This window comes from Methylobacterium sp. E-012 (genome assembly GCF_057836545.1).
This window is the reverse complement of the sequence record NZ_JBYQEY010000001.1, coordinates 5,047,233-5,063,209: the sequence shown is the minus strand read 5'-3', so window position 1 is coordinate 5,063,209 and position 15,977 is coordinate 5,047,233. Positions and strand designations below refer to the sequence as shown.

14 protein-coding genes are annotated in these 15,977 nt (G+C 70.0%); 6 read left to right on the top strand and 8 right to left on the bottom strand.

Going from position 1 to position 15,977, the window contains the following annotated elements:
• Window positions 1–91: 91 nt before the first annotated feature.
• On the top strand, window positions 92–1,552 hold the full coding sequence (locus AC3IF1_RS24145; protein ID WP_489219665.1) for a methyl-accepting chemotaxis protein: 1,461 nt from the start codon (window positions 92–94) through the stop codon (window positions 1,550–1,552).
• A 34-nt stretch (window positions 1,553–1,586) separates the two neighbouring features.
• Here AC3IF1_RS24145 and pdeM read toward each other — a convergent pair whose 3' ends face one another.
• From pdeM to AC3IF1_RS24130, 3 genes are read right to left on the bottom strand one after another with little or no spacing between them, the layout of a single operon-like run.
• A complete protein-coding gene (pdeM, locus tag AC3IF1_RS24140) occupies window positions 1,587–2,300 on the bottom strand; it encodes a ligase-associated DNA damage response endonuclease PdeM (RefSeq protein ID WP_489219664.1) in 714 nt (237 codons plus the stop codon).
• A gap of 41 nt (window positions 2,301–2,341) precedes the next feature.
• Window positions 2,342–5,026, bottom strand: a complete 2,685-nt coding sequence (locus tag AC3IF1_RS24135; protein ID WP_489220460.1) for a ligase-associated DNA damage response DEXH box helicase — start codon at window positions 5,024–5,026, stop codon at window positions 2,342–2,344.
• Window positions 5,023–5,979 (bottom strand): alpha/beta hydrolase, encoded by a 957-nt coding sequence (locus tag AC3IF1_RS24130; protein WP_243973428.1) that lies wholly within the window; start codon window positions 5,977–5,979, stop codon window positions 5,023–5,025. The genes AC3IF1_RS24135 and AC3IF1_RS24130 overlap by 4 nt, the downstream gene beginning before the upstream one ends.
• Window positions 5,980–6,259: 280 nt before the next feature.
• On the opposite strand from AC3IF1_RS24130, the gene AC3IF1_RS24125 reads away from it, so the two are divergent.
• On the top strand, window positions 6,260–6,616 hold the full coding sequence (locus AC3IF1_RS24125) for a DUF6460 domain-containing protein (protein ID WP_489219662.1): 357 nt from the start codon (window positions 6,260–6,262) through the stop codon (window positions 6,614–6,616).
• Window positions 6,617–6,680: 64 nt separating this feature from the next.
• Window positions 6,681–8,036: an MATE family efflux transporter gene (locus AC3IF1_RS24120; RefSeq protein ID WP_489219661.1), complete on the top strand. Its 1,356-nt coding sequence runs from the start codon at window positions 6,681–6,683 to the stop codon at window positions 8,034–8,036.
• Window positions 8,037–8,105: 69 nt separating this feature from the next.
• Here the strand turns inward: AC3IF1_RS24120 and AC3IF1_RS24115 are convergent, their stop codons facing one another.
• Window positions 8,106–8,456: a hypothetical protein gene (locus AC3IF1_RS24115; protein ID WP_489219660.1), complete on the bottom strand. Its 351-nt coding sequence runs from the start codon at window positions 8,454–8,456 to the stop codon at window positions 8,106–8,108.
• A 226-nt stretch (window positions 8,457–8,682) separates the two neighbouring features.
• On the opposite strand from AC3IF1_RS24115, the gene AC3IF1_RS24110 reads away from it, so the two are divergent.
• Window positions 8,683–9,576 (top strand): HpcH/HpaI aldolase/citrate lyase family protein, encoded by an 894-nt coding sequence (locus tag AC3IF1_RS24110; RefSeq protein WP_243973432.1) that lies wholly within the window; start codon window positions 8,683–8,685, stop codon window positions 9,574–9,576.
• Here AC3IF1_RS24110 and AC3IF1_RS24105 read toward each other — a convergent pair.
• The 4 genes from AC3IF1_RS24105 to AC3IF1_RS24090 all read right to left on the bottom strand — a co-directional run bounded on the left by AC3IF1_RS24105 (window position 9,557) and on the right by AC3IF1_RS24090 (window position 13,727).
• Window positions 9,557–9,850 (bottom strand): hypothetical protein, encoded by a 294-nt coding sequence (locus tag AC3IF1_RS24105; protein WP_489219658.1) that lies wholly within the window; start codon window positions 9,848–9,850, stop codon window positions 9,557–9,559. The two genes, AC3IF1_RS24110 and AC3IF1_RS24105, sit on opposite strands and share 20 nt — an antisense overlap.
• The gene (locus AC3IF1_RS24100) at window positions 9,847–12,144 is read right to left on the bottom strand and encodes an FdhF/YdeP family oxidoreductase (RefSeq protein ID WP_489219656.1); all 2,298 of its coding nucleotides are present in this window, start codon (window positions 12,142–12,144) and stop codon (window positions 9,847–9,849) included. The genes AC3IF1_RS24105 and AC3IF1_RS24100 overlap by 4 nt, the downstream gene beginning before the upstream one ends.
• 159 nt (window positions 12,145–12,303) lie before the next feature.
• On the bottom strand, window positions 12,304–13,380 hold the full coding sequence (locus tag AC3IF1_RS24095) for a quinone-dependent dihydroorotate dehydrogenase (protein ID WP_243973435.1): 1,077 nt from the start codon (window positions 13,378–13,380) through the stop codon (window positions 12,304–12,306).
• A complete protein-coding gene (locus AC3IF1_RS24090; protein ID WP_489219654.1) occupies window positions 13,377–13,727 on the bottom strand; it encodes a DUF952 domain-containing protein in 351 nt (116 codons plus the stop codon). Before AC3IF1_RS24090 ends, AC3IF1_RS24095 begins: the two co-directional genes overlap by 4 nt.
• A 318-nt stretch (window positions 13,728–14,045) precedes the next feature.
• On the opposite strand from AC3IF1_RS24090, the gene AC3IF1_RS24085 reads away from it, so the two are divergent.
• Complete coding sequence (locus AC3IF1_RS24085) at window positions 14,046–14,678, top strand: S24 family peptidase (protein ID WP_243973437.1); 633 nt, start codon at window positions 14,046–14,048, stop codon at window positions 14,676–14,678.
• 125 nt (window positions 14,679–14,803) lie between these two features.
• Window positions 14,804–15,901 (top strand): two-component system sensor histidine kinase NtrB, encoded by a 1,098-nt coding sequence (locus tag AC3IF1_RS24080; RefSeq protein WP_489219653.1) that lies wholly within the window; start codon window positions 14,804–14,806, stop codon window positions 15,899–15,901.
• The last annotated feature ends 76 nt before the right edge of the window (window positions 15,902–15,977 follow it).

Genomic DNA, 15,977 nt, shown 5'->3' with positions numbered 1-15,977 from the left:
ACTCAAATGACGAAATAAAAATTCAATTTAGGATTAGGATTGGATTAACGCGTCCATGGTTTTGAAAGATGCATCACAAGCGGGTGCAGCCATGTTCAAGCGGACGACCTACAGCGAATCGCAGGCCAAGATCGATGCGCTCAATCGGTCATTGGCAATTATTGAATTCAATATGGATGGTCACGTCACAAGTGCGAACGAAAACTTCTTGAAATTGATGAAATACGCGCTCGACGAAATCATCAACAAGCACCATTCGATCTTCGTCGATGATGCGTCGGTCAAATCGGACGACTACGCGGCCTTCTGGGCGAAGCTGAGGTCGGGTGAATACGTCACCGGCGAATTCCTCAGGCTCGACAAGGAGAAGCACCCTGTCTGGCTCGAAGCGACGTACAATCCGATCCTCGATGCCAGCGGCAAGCCCGTGAAGGTCATCAAGTTCGCAAGCGACATCTCGGTGAAGAAGAACCAGATCGACCGGCTGATGTCGATGATCGACAACATGCCCGTGGCGGTGATGACCGCCGATCCGCGCGACAACTTCCGGATCAATTACCTGAATACGACCTCGCGCCGTACCCTCGGTCCACTCGAGCAACATCTCCCGATCAAGGTCGATGAGATGCTCGAACATTCGTTCGACGTGTTCCACAAGAACCCCCGCCACCAGCGCTCGATGCTGGCGGATGCTAGCCGCCTCCCGCACCGCACCAAGATCAAGGTCGGTCCGGAGACGCTCGACCTGCAGGTCACGGCGGTCAACGACGAGAAGGGGAACTACATCGGACCGATGCTGACCTGGTCGGTGGTGTCGGCCCAGGTCCACATGGCCTCCGAGGTCAACCGGGTGGTCGCGGCGGTCGGGTCGGCGATCGAGGAGATGCAGCAATCGGCGGAGGGGCTCACGCAGTCGGCCGATTCCGCCCGACAGAGGGCCACCTCCGTGGCCGCGACCTCGGAGCAGATGAACAATGCCATCCAGGAGATCTCCGGGCAGGTCGGGCGGGTCTCAGAGCGGGCGCAGCAGATCGCCACCCAGGCCGGGACCACCGACGCGACGATGCGGCAGCTCGCCGAGAATGCCCGGAAGGTCGACGCGGTGGTGGGCATGATCAAGTCGATCGCCGACCAGACCAACCTTCTGGCGCTGAACGCGACCATCGAGGCTGCGCGCGCCGGCGCGGCCGGGCGCGGCTTCGCGGTGGTGGCCAGCGAGGTCAAGGCGCTGGCCGAGCAGACCGCCAAGGCGACCGGCGAGATCACCCAGCAGGTCTCGGCGATCCAGAGCGCGACCGGCGAGGCGGTCGGCGCCATCGAGATGATCACCGCGGCCGTCGGCGAGCTGTCCAAGCTGACCCTGGCGATGGCGAGCGCCGTGGAGGAACAGGCGGTCTCGACCCACGAGATGTCGGGCAATATCGGCGGCGTCTCACAGGCGGCCAACGCGACCGGCCAGTTCGCCGAGGCGGTCCGGGGCATCGCCGGAAGCCTGGCGGACCACTCCTCGAGTCTGTCGGAGAGCGTGAACCGCTTCATGTCGGCGAACTGATCCGGTCGAGCGGACGAAGCGAACCGCTGCAGGCTCAGTCCCGGGCGAGCTGTGCCCGTCCAATGGCGAAGACCCGCCCGTCTCCCAGGAGGTGGGCGGTGAAACCCTTCGGGAACAGGCCTTCGATGGCCCTGTCGCGGACGTTGAGGCCCCCCGCATAGGCGCCGAAGGCCGGCATCACCACGCGGCTGCCGTCGGTGACGAAGCAGCGGCGGCGGACCGCGCGGCCGCGCATCGCGACCTTGCCGCAGGGATGGAGGTGCCCGGCGATCTCCCCGGGCGCGTCGCCCGGGCTCGGCTCGTGGCGCAGGACCAGGCCGCCCAGTGTCAGCGCGTCGGCGTAGCGGCCGCCGACCCCCTGGCTGATTGCGGCATCGTGATTGCCTGCGATCCAGACCCAGTCCCTGCCGTCCTGGAGCGCCGCCACCATGGCCCGGTCGCCGGGCTCCATGCGCTCGGGTCCGCGGGCATCGTGGAATGAATCCCCGAGGGCGACGACCCGGGCGGGTTCGTGGCGCGCCACCGCCTCGTGCAGGCAGGCGAGCGTCTCGCGGGTGTCGTAGGGCGGCAGGAACTGGCCGGAGCGGGCCGCGTAGGACGAGCCCTTCTCCAGATGCAGATCGGACACGATCAGCGTCCGGTGCTCCGGCAGCCAGAGGCCGCCGCACAGGTCGAGCACCAGGGTCTCGCCCGCGAGGTGCAGAGTCGGGTGCTTTTGAGTCTTCTCGAGTCTCAGGCCGGCCGCCAAGATCGCATCCTCGGTGTCGTCGGGGGAGGGCGGATCGACCGTCAGGACAGGGCCTCTTGAAGAAGCTCCGCCTCGGCCTCGGCCAGGATCTCGTCGGCGCCCTCGCCGTAGACCCGCTCACGCCCGATCTCGAGCATCACGGATACGGAGAGCGGCGAGACCCGGTCGAGAGACCTGTACGTGATTCGCCCCCGGATGCGCTCTAGCATCATGCCGAGGCGCCTCACGTCGAGGAGTCCGGTTGCCGCATCCTGCCGCGCGGCGCGGAGCAGGAGGTGGTCGGGCTGGTGCTTGCGCAGCACGTCGTAGATCAGGTCGGTGGAGATCGTGACCTGGCGCCCGGACTTCTTCAGCCCGGGATGGTGGCGCTCGATCAGACCGGCGATCACCGCGCATTGCCGGAAGGTGCGCTTCATCATCGCCGACTCGTCGAGCCAGGCTTCCAGGTCGTCGCCCAGCATGTCGACGGCGAACAGGTCGCCGATGAAGTCCGGATCGAGGGCGGCGCGCTCGGACACGTCGCGGGTCGTCCAGATGGCGATGCCGTAATCGTTGGCTGCGAAGCCGAGGGGGCGCAGGCCGTCGCGCTCCAGCCGCCGGGTGAGCAGCATGCCGAGGGTCTGGTGGGCGAGCCGGCCCTCGAACGGAAACGCCGTCAGATAGTACCGCTTGCCCCGGGGAAAGGTCTCGACCAGGAGATCCTGCTCCCCCGGGAGCACCGAGCGGCGGCGCTGCTGCAGCAGATAGGCGCCGATCTGCTCCGGCAGGCGGTCCCATTCGGACGGGTCGGCGATCAGCGCCCGAACCCGCGCTGCCAAAAAGGTCGAGAGCGGGAATTTCGCCCCCGCGTAGGACGGGATCGCCGGGTCGGTACCGGGCGGCGCGCGGGTCACGAGGCACTCGTCCTCCGCGAGCCCCTCGAAGCGCAGGGTCTCCCCGGCGAACAGGAAGGTGTCGCCCACCGTCAAGGTCTCGGCGAACTCGTCCTCGATCTCGCCCAGCACCCGGCCGGACTTGGGCAGGACCGTTCCGGGCTTGCCCCGCAGGCTCCGGCCGAGGCGCACCCGCACCCGCGCCGCCTCGACGATGGTGCCGAAATTCATCCGATAGGCCTGCGCGGTGCGGGCGTCGCGCACCCGCCACAGCCCGTCCGGACCGCGCAGGATCTTGGCGAAGCGCTCGTAGGCACGCAGGGCGTAGCCGCCGGTGGCGACGTAATCGACCACCTGCTCGAAGGATTCCCAGGTCAGCCCGGCATAGGGCGTGGCCGAGACGATCTCGTCGTAGAGATCCAGCGGATCGAAGGCGTCGGCGCAGGCCATGCCGAGAACGTGCTGGGCGAGCACGTCGAGGGCGCCCTGGCGGGCGTCGGGGGTGTCCTGCGCGGCCTCCTCGACGGCGTCCAGCGCCGCTTGGCATTCCAGCATCTCGAAGCGGTTGCCCGGAACGAGATAGGCCTTCGAGGGCTCGTCCATCCGGTGGTTGGCCCGGCCGATCCGCTGCATGATCCGGCTCGCCCCCTTCGGCGCGCCGACATTGACCACGAGGTCGACGTCGCCCCAGTCGATGCCGAGATCGAGGGTCGCGGTGCAGACGATCGCCCGCAATTGCCCCGCCGCCATGGCGGCCTCGACCCGGCGGCGCTGCTGCGCGTCGAGCGAGCCGTGGTGGATCGCGATCGGCAGGGCGTCCTCGTTGAGCCGCCACAGCTCCTGGAACGTGTATTCTGCCTGGAGGCGGGTGTTCACGAAGACCAGCGTGGTGCGGTGGTCTTTGATCAGCGCGTAGATCGCCGGCATGGAGTGCCAGGCGGTGTGGCCGGAGATCGGCAGCGCCCGGCCGAGGTCGAGCATGCGCAGATCCGCCCGCGCGCCGCCAGCCACGGTGACGAGGTCGGCCATGGGCGCCGCGGTTTTCCCTCCCCCCTCTGCGGGGGAGGGTGGGCCGGCCGCCAGGCCGGGTCGGGAGAGCGGAGCGACGCTGCAAGACATCGCGCGACTGCCATGAAGGCTTTCGCCCGTTCCGGACGCCGGGTTCCCCTCTCCCCCCCTGCTGCGCGGAATACCCTCCCCCGCGGAGGGGGGAGGGGGAAGCGGGCCCTGCGGCACCAGATACTTCCGCAATTCGTCCGGCTCGCGCACGGTCGCCGAGAGCCCGATCGCCGAGAGCCCCGGGCTCAGGCGGTGCAGCCGCGCCAGCGCCAGCGACAGGAGATCGCCGCGCTTGGAGGTCACGAGCGCGTGGAGCTCGTCGAGGATCACGCAGCGTAGGCCCGCGAAGAACGCCGCGGCCTCGCGGTGGGCGATCAGCAGCGCCAGCTGCTCGGGCGTGGTCAGCAGGATGTCGGGGGGGCGGCTGATCTGCCGGGTCCGCTTGTGCGCGGGCGTGTCGCCGGTGCGGGTCTCGACGCGCACCGGCAACGCCATCTCGGCGATGGGCGCGTCGAGGTTGCGGGCGATGTCGACGGCGAGCGCCTTGAGCGGCGAGACGTAGAGGGTGTGCAGCCCCTTCGGGACCAATTTCTGGCGCCCACGCTCCGAGAGTTCGACGAGGCTCGGCAGGAATCCCGCTAGGGTCTTTCCGGCGCCGGTCGGCGCCACCAGCAGGGCCGAGCGGCCGGTCCCGGCGATCCGCAGGAGTTCGAGCTGGTGCGGCCGGGGCGCCCAGCCGCGCGTCGCGAACCAGGCCCGGAACCGCTCCGGCAGGACCGCGGACGGATCGCTCAGGCGAGCGCCATCAGGAAGCGGTCAATCAGTTCCAGGGCTCGCTCGCTCATGGGGCCCGCGTAGCGGGCGAAGACATGGCAGCCGCCGGGATAGATCGCCGTGTGCCCGCCATTGCCCGCCGCGGCCCAGCGCGCCGACATGTACAGGGTATCGTCGAGGAGCGGATCGGCGGTTCCGATGGTGAACAGGGCAGGCGGCAGACCCTTCAGGTCCGCGTAGATCGGCGACACGTCCGGCCGGCGCCGGTCGATGCCCTCACGGACGTAGCCATCGGCGAATCGGGTGAGGTCGCGGGTGTTGACCACCAGGCGCTCCTCGCCCCAGTTGCGCACCGACGGGGTCAGGCCGAGGTCAAAGAAGCCGGCATTGAGGTTCGCGCCCCGGAAGGCCCGCGGCAGTCCGTGCTGGTCGCGCAGCCGCAGCAGCACCATCACGGCCAGATGCGCCCCCACCGACTCGCCGCCGATCGTCAGCGCATGGACCCCGAACTCGGCCTTACCGGGCCCCGCCAGCCACAGGGCCGCGGCTTCACAGTCGAGGAGGGCGGCCGGGTAGGGATGCTCGGGGGCGAGGCGGTATTCCACCGACAGGACGACGAAGCCGCAGGCGTCGGCGATGCGTTCGAGCCAGGGATCCTGCTCGTCCGCGGAGCCCCAGACCCATCCGCCGCGGTGGATGTGGAGATAGGCGCCGCGCAGCTTCGCACCCGGCTTCGGGCGGATCACCCGCAGCTTGAGCGGGCCGCCGGGACCGTCGATGGTCAGCCACTCGGCCCGGGCGCTGTTCGGCATCGCGGGCGCGGCCTTGGTCCCGGCCCGGCGCCGGGCGCGCACTTCGGCGATCGGCAGCGACCAGGGATCGGGCAGCGCGGCGTGGGCGGCGACGATCTCGGCATTGAGCCGGAGCGTCTCGGGATCGATCGTCGCCGGGTCGAAGAGGGCGTGGTCGATCATCGTGCGTCTGGTCCCGTCGGCACTCGAAGCCTCTCACGAAACGTCCGGGATCCGGAAATCGCCCCCTGGCCCGGGCGGGACAACGGGAATTCGGCGACGGCTCCCTCCGTCGCCGAGTCCGACATCTTGGCGAGATCGACGCCGGTTGCCATCTCGGGTTGGCGGCAGAACCCTGCCAACGCCCGATCGGCCCTCGGGTTTCGACGCGGTGTGGTGTCCCGGCCACGGTTCCGCCCGCTTCATCCCCGATCCCCGCGGCACGACTTTTCACGAGGGTACGATGCTCGTCGATCACCAGCGGCGCCCACAGGGCTACGGGCAGGACGCACCGCCGCCGGGCGGTGTCTACGGGGCGGAGCCTTCTCGACCCCGGGACTCGGCCTTGCGGCGCTTCCTCGGCGGCTCTCCGGCCGGCGTGTTCCTGCGCCTGTTGCTCCTGTCGGTGCTGGTCGGCGCTTTCATGTCGATGCTCGGCCTGACGCCCGGGCGCCTGTTCTGGCGCCTGTACGATTCGGCGCGGGCGCTGTTGGAGATCGGCTTGGCATCGCTGCACGATTTCGGCGGCTGGATCGTCGCCGGGGCGATCGTTGTCGTGCCGCTCTGGCTGATCGCGCGGCTGTTCGCCGTCTCGCGCTGACCGACCGTCCCCCGGCGCGGGTTCACGAATCGTTCGCCACCGCTAAGCTGGTGGCATGAGGCTCATGACCACCAGTTCGGGCCGGCCGACGCATCGCCGCGTGCTGGCCCTGGCCCTGCCGATGACGCTCGCCAACGTTACGACGCCGATGCTCGGCTTCGTCGGCGCGGCGGTGATCGGACGCCTCGGCGACGCGGCCCTGCTCGGCGCCATCGCGCTGGGCGCCGTGATCTTCGACGCGATCTTCTGGTCCTTCGGCACCCTGCGCATGGCGACCGCGGGGCTCACCGCGCAGGCGGTCGGGGCCCGCGACGATGGGGAGGTCGACCGGATCCTGGCCCGGACCCTTGCGGCGGGCGCCCTGATCGGCCTCGCCCTGGTGGTGCTCCAGTGGCCGGTCGGCGAGGCCGCCTTCGCGATCAGCGGGGCGAGCGGTGCCGTGGTCGCCGGCCTGACAACCTATTTCCACATCCGCATCCTGTCCGCACCCTTCGTCCTGGCGAGCTACGGCGTGCTCGGCTCGGTGCTGGGCCGCGGGCGGACCGATCTCGGCCTGCTGCTCCAGGGGGCGATCAACCTGATCAATATCGCACTGACGCTCGCCCTGGTCCTGGGCTTTGGCCTCGGTCTGGCGGGCGCGGCGCTGGCGACCCTCGGCGCGGAGGCGCTGGGACTGGGACTCGGGCTCGTCATCCTGGCGCGGCTCGGCTCGCACCCGTTCCGGGTGCAGCTGCGCGACCTGCGTGATGCGGCGGCGCTACGCAGGACGCTCAGCGTCAACATCGACGTGATGCTCCGGACCCTGGCGCTGATCACCGGGATCGTCCTGTTCTCGGCCCTGGGCGCCCGGCAGGGCGACGTGGTGCTCGCCGCCAATTCGGTGCTGTGGAATCTCTTCCTAATCGGCGGCTTCTTCCTCGACGGCTTCGCGACGGCGGCCGAGACCCTGTGCGGCCGCGCGGTCGGCGCCCGGGACGCGAACGCATTCCGGATCGCCGCCCGCTTAAGCCTGCGCTGGTGCCTGGGATTCGGGCTGGGCGTCAGCCTCCTGTCGTTCGTCGGCGGCCACGCGTTCATCGATTTCGTGACCACGAACGGCCCGGTGCGCGAGACCGCGCGGACCTATCTGCCGCTCGCCGCGCTGGCGCCGCTCGCGGCTGCGGCACCCTTCGCCTATGACGGCATCTATATCGGTGCGACCTGGACCCGGGCGATGCGCAACCTCATGCTCTGCGCGCTGGCAGCCTATGGAACGGCACTCGGGATCGTGCAGACCCTGGATCTCGGCAATGCCGGGCTGTGGATCGCCTTCGTGACCTTCCTGGGTGCCCGCGGCGTCGGACAGGCCATCGCCTATCCCGCCCTCGCCCGGGCGACGTTCACGAGCACGGACTTGCAGGTGCTCCGCCCGGCCGCCTGACTCGGATTGCAGTGCCGCTCATCATGCAATCCATCCGCGAACCGGATGTCGCGGCGGCTCGGGCACGCCCTAATGCGGATCCTTCCAGGTCGTGGCGACGGTGGCGGGCGCAGCCGGTGCCGCCTGGGCCACCGGACGCGGGGCGCGCGCCGCCGCCGCATCCGCCCGGCGCGGGAGCGCCCGCCGCTGGGCCGCATATCCGTAGCGGCGGCTTCTCCGGACCCAGCGATGCCCCCGCTCGGACGCGTGCCCCACGAAGCCGCCGACCACCGCGCCGGCCACCGCACCGATCGGGCCACCCACCAGCGCCCCCGCGACCGCGCCGGATCCGACCCCCAGTGTCGTCCGGCTCTGAGCCGAGGCAGCCCCCGGTGCCGCGAGGGCCGCGACCATGGTGAGTGCGGCCAACACTGTGCGCATGATTGAAATTCCAAACGTAGAGACTTGCGTTGCGGCCGCCTTTAAGCGGCGGAACATGACCAAACCGCGGCCTCGTTCCGCGAAGACCCGCGCCGGTGTCAAACGGCGGCGGAACTCACGGGACCCGACTTTCTGGGTGTGGCGCGCGCCGCCGCCTGCTTTAGGGTGCGCCGCAACGACGGGAGGCCGCCCGGCGGCCGCGGGACGAAGCAGGAGGAAGACACGCATGGCCATCACGACGGATCTGCGCCTGCGCCGGAGCGTGCTCTACATGCCCGGCTCGAATCAGCGCGCCCTCGACAAGGCGAAATCCCTGCCCGTGGACAGCATCATCCTCGACCTCGAGGATGCGGTCGGCCCGGAGGAGAAGGAGATCGCCCGTACGCAGGTCTGCGCCGCGGTCAAGAGCGGGGCCTATGGCGACCGGGAGCTAGTGATCCGGGTCAACGCGCCGCAGACGCCCTGGGGCGAGGCGGATCTCCACGCGGCCATCGAGGCCAAGCCCGACGCGATCCTGATGCCGAAGGTCTCGTCCTCGGCCGTGCTGGAGAGCATCGCCGACCGGCTCGAATCCCTCGACGCGGCTGAGGATATCGCGATCTGGGCGATGATCGAGACGCCGGCCTCGATCCTCAACATCCAGGAGATCGCCCGGGCCAAGCGCGATCCGCGCAAGCGCCTGACCTGCCTGGTGCTCGGCACCAACGACCTCGCCAAGGACACCTGGGCGAAGATCGTGCCGGGGCGGGTCCCGATGCTGCCCTGGATGATGATGGCGCTCGCCGCCGCCCGGGCCGAGGGTCTCGCGATCCTGGACGGCGTCTACAACGACATCGCCGATACGGACGGATGCCGGGACGAGTGTCGGCAGGCCCGCGACCTCGGCTTCGACGGCAAGACGCTGATCCATCCGACGCAGCTGGAGCCGGCCAATTCCTCCTTCGCGCCCACCGAGGAGGAGGTGCGCCGGGCGAAACTGGTGATTGAGGCGTTCGAGCGCCCCGAATACGCCAAGCGCGGCGCGATCAAACTCGAAGGCCGGCTCTACGAGCGGCAGCATCTCGGGGTGAACCGCCGCGCCGTGACCTGGGCCGAGGCGATCAAGGCGAAGGGGTTCTGACCCACCCTCCGCCGGCTGCCGTGAAGCGCGTCCGCTGGGTGCGCGCGTCGCGGGCCGTGACGGCGACCCGCCCGCCCGCCTCGAGCTCCGCCAAGGCACGCAGCACCAGGGCATGCTCCACCCCGAAGGTGCGGGCGAAGGCGCGACTGTCACCCGGAAGGCCGAGGTCCAGCGCCGCCAGGAGTCCCGCCGCCAGCGGATCGAGGTCCGGATGCACCCCCGAGATCCGCGCGAGGGCGGCGACGAACGCCGCCTCGTCGGGCGCCTGACTCACGCGGCGGCACGTGCCCGCAGGGTCACCAGCACCGACTTGGACGTCGGCGTGTCGCTCTTCTCGCCGTAGGTCGAGAGCGGCACCAGCACGTTCAGCTCCGGATAGTAACCGGCGAGAGAGCCACGGGGCATGTCGAAGGGCACGAGGCGGAAATCCTCAGCCCGTCGGGCGACGCCGTCGTCGTGCGTCCCGACGATGTCGACCCGCTCCCCGAACCGGTCGCGGAGGTCCGCGCAATCGTCCGGGTGCGCGAACAGCACCCGGCGCTCGCCGTAGACCCCGCGGTAGCGGTCGTCCAAGCCGTAGATCGTCGTATTGTACTGGTCGTGGCTGCGGAAGGTCTGCAGGACGAAGGTGTCGCGTGCCTTCCGCGCGGCCTGATGCTCGGTCTCGGCCGGCAGGGGTTCCGCCGAGAAGTTGGCCCGGCCCGACGGCGTCTCGAACACCCGTTCGGCGGCGAGATTGCGCAGCATGAACCCGCGCGGCTTGCGCACCCGGCTGTTGTAGCCGGCAAATCCCGGGATCGTGGCGGCGATCGCGTCGCGGATCCTGTCGTAATCGGCCGCGAACCCGGCCCAGTCGATCGCCGCCGAACCGAGGGTCGCCTCAGCGATGCCCGCGATGATCGCGATTTCGGAGCGCAGGTCCTTGGAGGCCGGCTTGTTGATGCCCCCCGAGCCGTGGACCATGCTCATCGAATCCTCGACGGTCACGATCTGGGTCTTGCCCCCGGCGTTCCGATCGATCTCGGTGCGGCCCATGCAGGGCAGGAGGTAGCCGATGGCGCCCGGCACCAGATGGGCATGGTTGAGCTTAGTGGCGATGTGGACGGTAAGCCGGCAGGAGGCCAGCGCCTGCGCCACCACCGGGGTATCGGGCGTCGCGCGCAGAAAATTGCCGCCGAGCCCGATGAACGCTTTCGATGTGCCGTCCCGCATGGCGCGGATCGCCGCCAGGACGTTGTGACCGGGCGTCCGGGGCATCGCGAGCCCGAAATGATGCTCCAGGGCGTCGAGGAAGGCCGCGGGTGGCCGCTCGTTGATGCCGACCGTGCGGTCGCCCTGCACGTTCGAATGGCCCCGCACCGGGCACAGCCCGGCGCCGGGCCGGCCGATATGGCCGCGTAGGAACAGGAGGTTGGCGATCTCGCGGACGGTTGCCACCGAGTGGCGGTGCTGGGTCACGCCCATCGCCCAGGTGGCGATCACGCGCTGCGCCTTCAGATAGACGTCCGCCATCGCGGCGATCGCGTCCATCGTCAGGCCGGACTGGTCGAGGATGGCCTCCCACGCGGTCGCCTCGACGGCGGCGCGGTAGGCGTCGAGGCCCGCCGTGTGGTGCTCCAGGAAGGCGTGGTCCAGCAGCGACGGGCGGCCGGCCGCCAGGGCCTCGGCATCGCGGGCGAACACGATCTTGGCGATGCCGCGGAAGGCCGCCATGTCGCCGCCGGAGCGGGGCTGGAGGTACTGGCTGGCGATCGGGCGGCTCGCGCCGCGCAGCATCTCGACGGTGTTCTGCGGGTCGGCGAAACGCTCCAGACCGCGCTCGCGCACCGGATTCAGCACCACGACCTCGGCGCCCCGCTCGGCGGCGCGGCGCAGGTCGCCGAGCATTCGCGGATGGTTGGTCCCGGGATTCTGGCCGACGCAGAAGATCGCGTCCGCCTTCTCGAAATCCTCCAGCAGGACGGTGCCCTTGCCGATGCCGATGGCGTCGATCAGGGCGACGCCGCTCGCCTCGTGGCACATGTTCGAGCAGTCGGGGAAGTTGTTGGTCCCGTAGGCCCGGGCGAAGAGCTGGTACAGGTAGGCCGCCTCATTCGAGGCGCGGCCAGAGGTGTAGAACTCGGCTTGGTCCGGATGATCGAGCCCGCGCAACGTCGCGCCGATCTCCGCGTAGGCCTCCTCCCAGCTCACTGGCAGGTAGCGGTCGCTTGCCGCATCGTAGCGCATCGGGTGCGTGAGCCGGCCCTCGCCCTCCAGGGCGTAGTCGCTCCAGCTCCGCAGCTCGGTCACGGTGTGACGCGCGAAGAAGGCGGGCGGCGTCCGCTTGTCGGTCGCCTCCCAGGAGACCGCCTTCACGCCGTTCTCGCAGAATTCGAAGGACGAGCCGTGCTCCGGATCGCCCCAGGCGCAGCCGGGGCAATCGAACCCGTCGGGCTGATTGGCCTTCAGCAGGGCACGGGCGCCCGTGAGCGGCGCGCGGCTGCCGAGCAGGTGCTTGCCGCAGCTCTTCAGAGCGCCCCAGCCGCCAGCGGCGGAGGAACGCTTGGAAGACCCTTCGGACTGGGCCATGGATCGGTCCTGAATTGGCTGGCACGAGCGATCTCGCAAACGCGAGATAAGCGTCTGCGCATGGGCCTCACAATGGCGCGCGGGCGCAGGCCCCTCATGCGTCGGACACAGGCTAAGCTTCGGCTCCGCAAAGCCTTTCTAAACGGCGTTCGCGATCGTTCAGGCGGCCCGGGCGAGATCCGCGGCCTCGCGGCCCACCAGCGACGTCAGGCTCGTGACGCCCGCCCGGTCCATCCGCTCCAGCAGGCCCGCCTTGATGCGCCCGACGAGCCCTGGACCGTCGTAGACCAGGGCCGAGTAGAGCTGGACGAGGCTCGCCCCAGCCAGGATCTTGATCCAAGCCGCCTCGGCCGAATCGACGCCGCCGACGCCGATGAGCGGCACCGCATCCCCGATCCGCAGCCGGGCCTGCGCCAGCATCCGGGTCGCCGGCCCGAACAGCGGCCGGCCGGACAGGCCGCCGGTTTCCCGGGCGAGCCCCCGCTCGACGAGGCTTTCCGGCCGCGCCACCGTCGTGTTCGACACGACCAGCGCCTGGACGCCCCGGCGCCGGGCGGTGGTGCAGACGGCGTCGAGGGCGTCCAAGGTCATGTCGGGCGCGATCTTCAACAGGATCGCCGCCGAAGCCCCCGCGGCGTCGCGGGCCTCCACCGTCCGGGCGAGCAGCTCGTCGAGGAACGCCTCCCCCTGGAGGTCGCGCAGCCCCGGTGTGTTCGGTGAAGAGACGTTGACGGTGACGAAATCGACGAGCGGCGCAAGGGCAGCCGTGCAGGCGGCATAGTCGGCGAGGCGGTCGGTCGAATCCTTGTTGGCCCCGATATTGACGCCCACGATCCCGGGCCGGCCCGCCCGGGCCTGCAGCCGGGCGGCCACCACCGCCAGACCCTCGCTGTTCAGCCCGTAGCGGTTGATCACCGCCCGGTCGGCGCGCAGCCGGAAGACCCGCGGCTGCGGGTTGCCCGGCTGCGGCCGCGGCACCACGCCACCGACCTCCACGAATCCGAAACCGAGGCCGAGCAGCGCGTCCGGCACCCGCGCGCCCTTGTCGAAGCCGGCCGCGAGCCCGACCGGATTGGGGAACCGGCGGCCGAGGAGTTCGACGGCGAGGCGCGGGTCGTCCTTCGGAATCCGCACAGGCGGTATCAGCGCGAGTGCCCGCAGGGTCAGATCGTGCGCGCGCTCCGCATCGAGGCGGTGCAGCAGCGGCCGCACGAGCGGGAAGGCGTGCCCAATCATGCCGGGGGGAGCCCGGCGGGGAAAACGTGGCGACCGTCCGCGTCCAGGGGCAGCAGCTCCGCAGATATCACCACTTCGAGCGGCAGCGCGCCGTAGAGGTGGGGGAACAGATCGCCCCCCCGCGAGGGCTCGAAGCGCAGCGCCGCACCGAGCGTGTCGGCCTCGACGGCAATTAGGAGCAGGTCGGCCTGCCCGGCGAAATGGCGGGCCGCCGTCTCGGCGACCTGCGCCGCCGTGGAGAAGTGGATGAAGCCGTCCTGGCGATCGATGGGCGCCCCCGTGAACCGGCCTGCTGCCTCGGCTTCCCGCCACAGGCCCCGTGGGCAGATCTTGTAGACGAGCGGCATCGAAGCTCCCCGGAACCGACGCGTGGCTGGATAGAGGTGCCGCCCGCCCGCGGCAACTCGGGACCGCCCCGGGATTCGAGGAGCGATTGCATTCTGCGGGCCGTAGTTCTACTTTCCTACGATGAGGCCGAGCGTCATAGCGCAGCGTCCGAACCGGGATATGTGCGCACGACCGTACAACGTCTGGTATTTCCGCTCGTAACCGCGGGGTGTCGACCATACCCGGCGGCGCAACGTTCCAGCGCCCCCACGGCAGCCGATTCCGGGCTGGCGGGATGGGGGTTGCCGGCCTCGTCAGGGTGATCCATCGAGCCCGCTATGCTGTCGCACGAGCAGATCTGGAACGCCATCGACCGGCTCGCCGAGCGCCACGGCTATTCGGCCTCCGGCCTTGCCCGGCGCGCCGGGCTCGACGCGACGAGTTTCAACCGGTCCAAACGCGTCGGCGCCGACGGGCGCAAGCGCTGGCCGTCGACGGAATCGGTGTCGAAGGTGCTGGCCGCCACCGGATCGAGCCTGGACGAGTTCCTGCGCCTCATCGAGGCCCGCGAGATTCCGGCGCGCACCATGGTCCCGCTGATCGGCCTGACCCAGGCCGGCGCCGGGCGCCTGTTCACTGATGAGGGCATGCCGACCGGCGGCGCGGGTTGGGAGGAGATCGAGTTTCCCGATCTCGGCGAGGAGCGCGCCTTCGCCCTCGAGATCCAGGGCGATTCCATGCTGCCCCTCTTCCGGGACGGCGACGTGCTGATCGTCTCGCCCACGGCCAGCGTGCGCAAGGGCGACCGCGTCGTGGTCCGCCTGCACGGGGGCGAGGTGCTCGCCAAGGAGTTGAAGCGGCGCACGGCCCGAACCGTGGAGCTGGCCTCCCTCAACCCCGAGCACGAGGACAGGGTCCTGAACCTCGGCGAGGTCGCCTGGATCGCCCGGGTGATGTGGGTGAGGCAGTAGCCGAAACGGCCCGGGGCCCTGTCGCGAATTCGGTCACGGATTCGGTCACGGCTTGGCCGAAGCGCCGTTCGCCGCTATCGCTGGCCCGTCGCGGGCCTTCCGCATCCGCTGAGCGCGAACGCAGCATGGCGAAGCCCGAGACGGATCGAGATGCCGGGGCGCGCGTGCCGCTGACGCACGAGGCCCGCACGCTCTTCGACGCCCTGCCCACGCCGAGCCTTTTGCTCGACGCGCAAGGCCACATCCACCACGCCAATCCCGCCGCCGAACGGCTCACGGGCCACCCGGCGGAGGCGCTGGTCCGGCAGGGTCTCCACCTGATCCTGGCCGCCCGTGCGACCGCACCCGATCCGGCCCGCGACGGGGACCAGGTATTTCCGGCGGCACATGCCGACGGGACGAGCTTCTGGGCCTGCCTCACCACGGCGCCTCTGCCCGGTACGACCGAACGGATCGGCCAGCTCATCGACATCACGGCGCGCCGGGAGGCGGAGGGGGCGCTCGCCCTGTCCCGGCAGCGCGAGGCGCTGGGCCTGCTGACCAACAGCGTCGCGCACGAGTTCAACAACTTCCTCCAGATCCTGATCGGCTACATCGACGGTCTGAAGCGCCGGCTCGGCGACCGCCAGGAACCGTTCATCCAGCGGGCGATCTCCCGCTCCGCCGACGCGACCGAGCGGGCCGCCATCCTGACCCGGCAGCTGCTCGCCTATTCCCGCCGCATCGCGCCGGAGGTGCGCGCGGTCGATCTCGACGCCATCGTGGCGGATCTCGCGGACCGCATCGGGTCCGATCTACCCTCCGGGATCCGCCTGACCGTGACGGCCACGCCCGGCCTGCCGCGGGCGATCAGCAACCCGACGCAGATCGAGTTCGCCGTCCGGCATCTCGTGGCCAATGCCTGCGAGGCGATGCCGTCCGGCGGCATGCTGACGCTGTCGACCTTCCGGACCGATCCCGGCGACCGCGCGATGCAGGCGCCGGGCGAGGGGAGCGTCGGCATCCTCGTGGGCGATACCGGGCAGGGCATGTCGCCTGAGATGCTTGCCCGGGCGCTGGCGCCGTTCCAGACCAGCCGCGAAGCGGGGCGTGGCGCCGGCCTCGCGATCGTCCACGGCCTGATGAAACGTCAGAACGGCACGATCACCCTCGACAGCCGAAGCGGGGAGGGGACCCAGGTCCGGCTGTCGTTCCCGGCGGCGCCGGAGCGCACGCTCCACTGAATCTGTGGGAAACGGCATCGCGTGGATCGCGGCCAGGACTAAAACGCGCTGTGGGCCGTTCCCATATTGTTGCTGG

Excerpts from the sequence above, each read along its gene's own strand:
- AC3IF1_RS24145 (WP_489219665.1), top strand. The coding sequence starts at position 92 with ATGTTCAAGCGGACGACCTACAGCGAATCGCAGGCCAAGATCGATGCG.
- AC3IF1_RS24130 (WP_243973428.1), bottom strand. The coding sequence starts at position 5,979 with ATGATCGACCACGCCCTCTTCGACCCGGCGACGATCGATCCCGAGACG.
- AC3IF1_RS24125 (WP_489219662.1), top strand. The coding sequence starts at position 6,260 with ATGCTCGTCGATCACCAGCGGCGCCCACAGGGCTACGGGCAGGACGCA.
- AC3IF1_RS24120 (WP_489219661.1), top strand. The coding sequence starts at position 6,681 with ATGACCACCAGTTCGGGCCGGCCGACGCATCGCCGCGTGCTGGCCCTG.
- AC3IF1_RS24115 (WP_489219660.1), bottom strand. The coding sequence starts at position 8,456 with ATGCGCACAGTGTTGGCCGCACTCACCATGGTCGCGGCCCTCGCGGCA.
- AC3IF1_RS24110 (WP_243973432.1), top strand. The coding sequence starts at position 8,683 with ATGGCCATCACGACGGATCTGCGCCTGCGCCGGAGCGTGCTCTACATG.
- AC3IF1_RS24100 (WP_489219656.1), bottom strand. The coding sequence starts at position 12,144 with ATGGCCCAGTCCGAAGGGTCTTCCAAGCGTTCCTCCGCCGCTGGCGGC.
- AC3IF1_RS24095 (WP_243973435.1), bottom strand. The coding sequence starts at position 13,380 with ATGATTGGGCACGCCTTCCCGCTCGTGCGGCCGCTGCTGCACCGCCTC.
- AC3IF1_RS24090 (WP_489219654.1), bottom strand. The coding sequence starts at position 13,727 with ATGCCGCTCGTCTACAAGATCTGCCCACGGGGCCTGTGGCGGGAAGCC.
- AC3IF1_RS24085 (WP_243973437.1), top strand. The coding sequence starts at position 14,046 with ATGCTGTCGCACGAGCAGATCTGGAACGCCATCGACCGGCTCGCCGAG.
- AC3IF1_RS24080 (WP_489219653.1), top strand. The coding sequence starts at position 14,804 with ATGGCGAAGCCCGAGACGGATCGAGATGCCGGGGCGCGCGTGCCGCTG.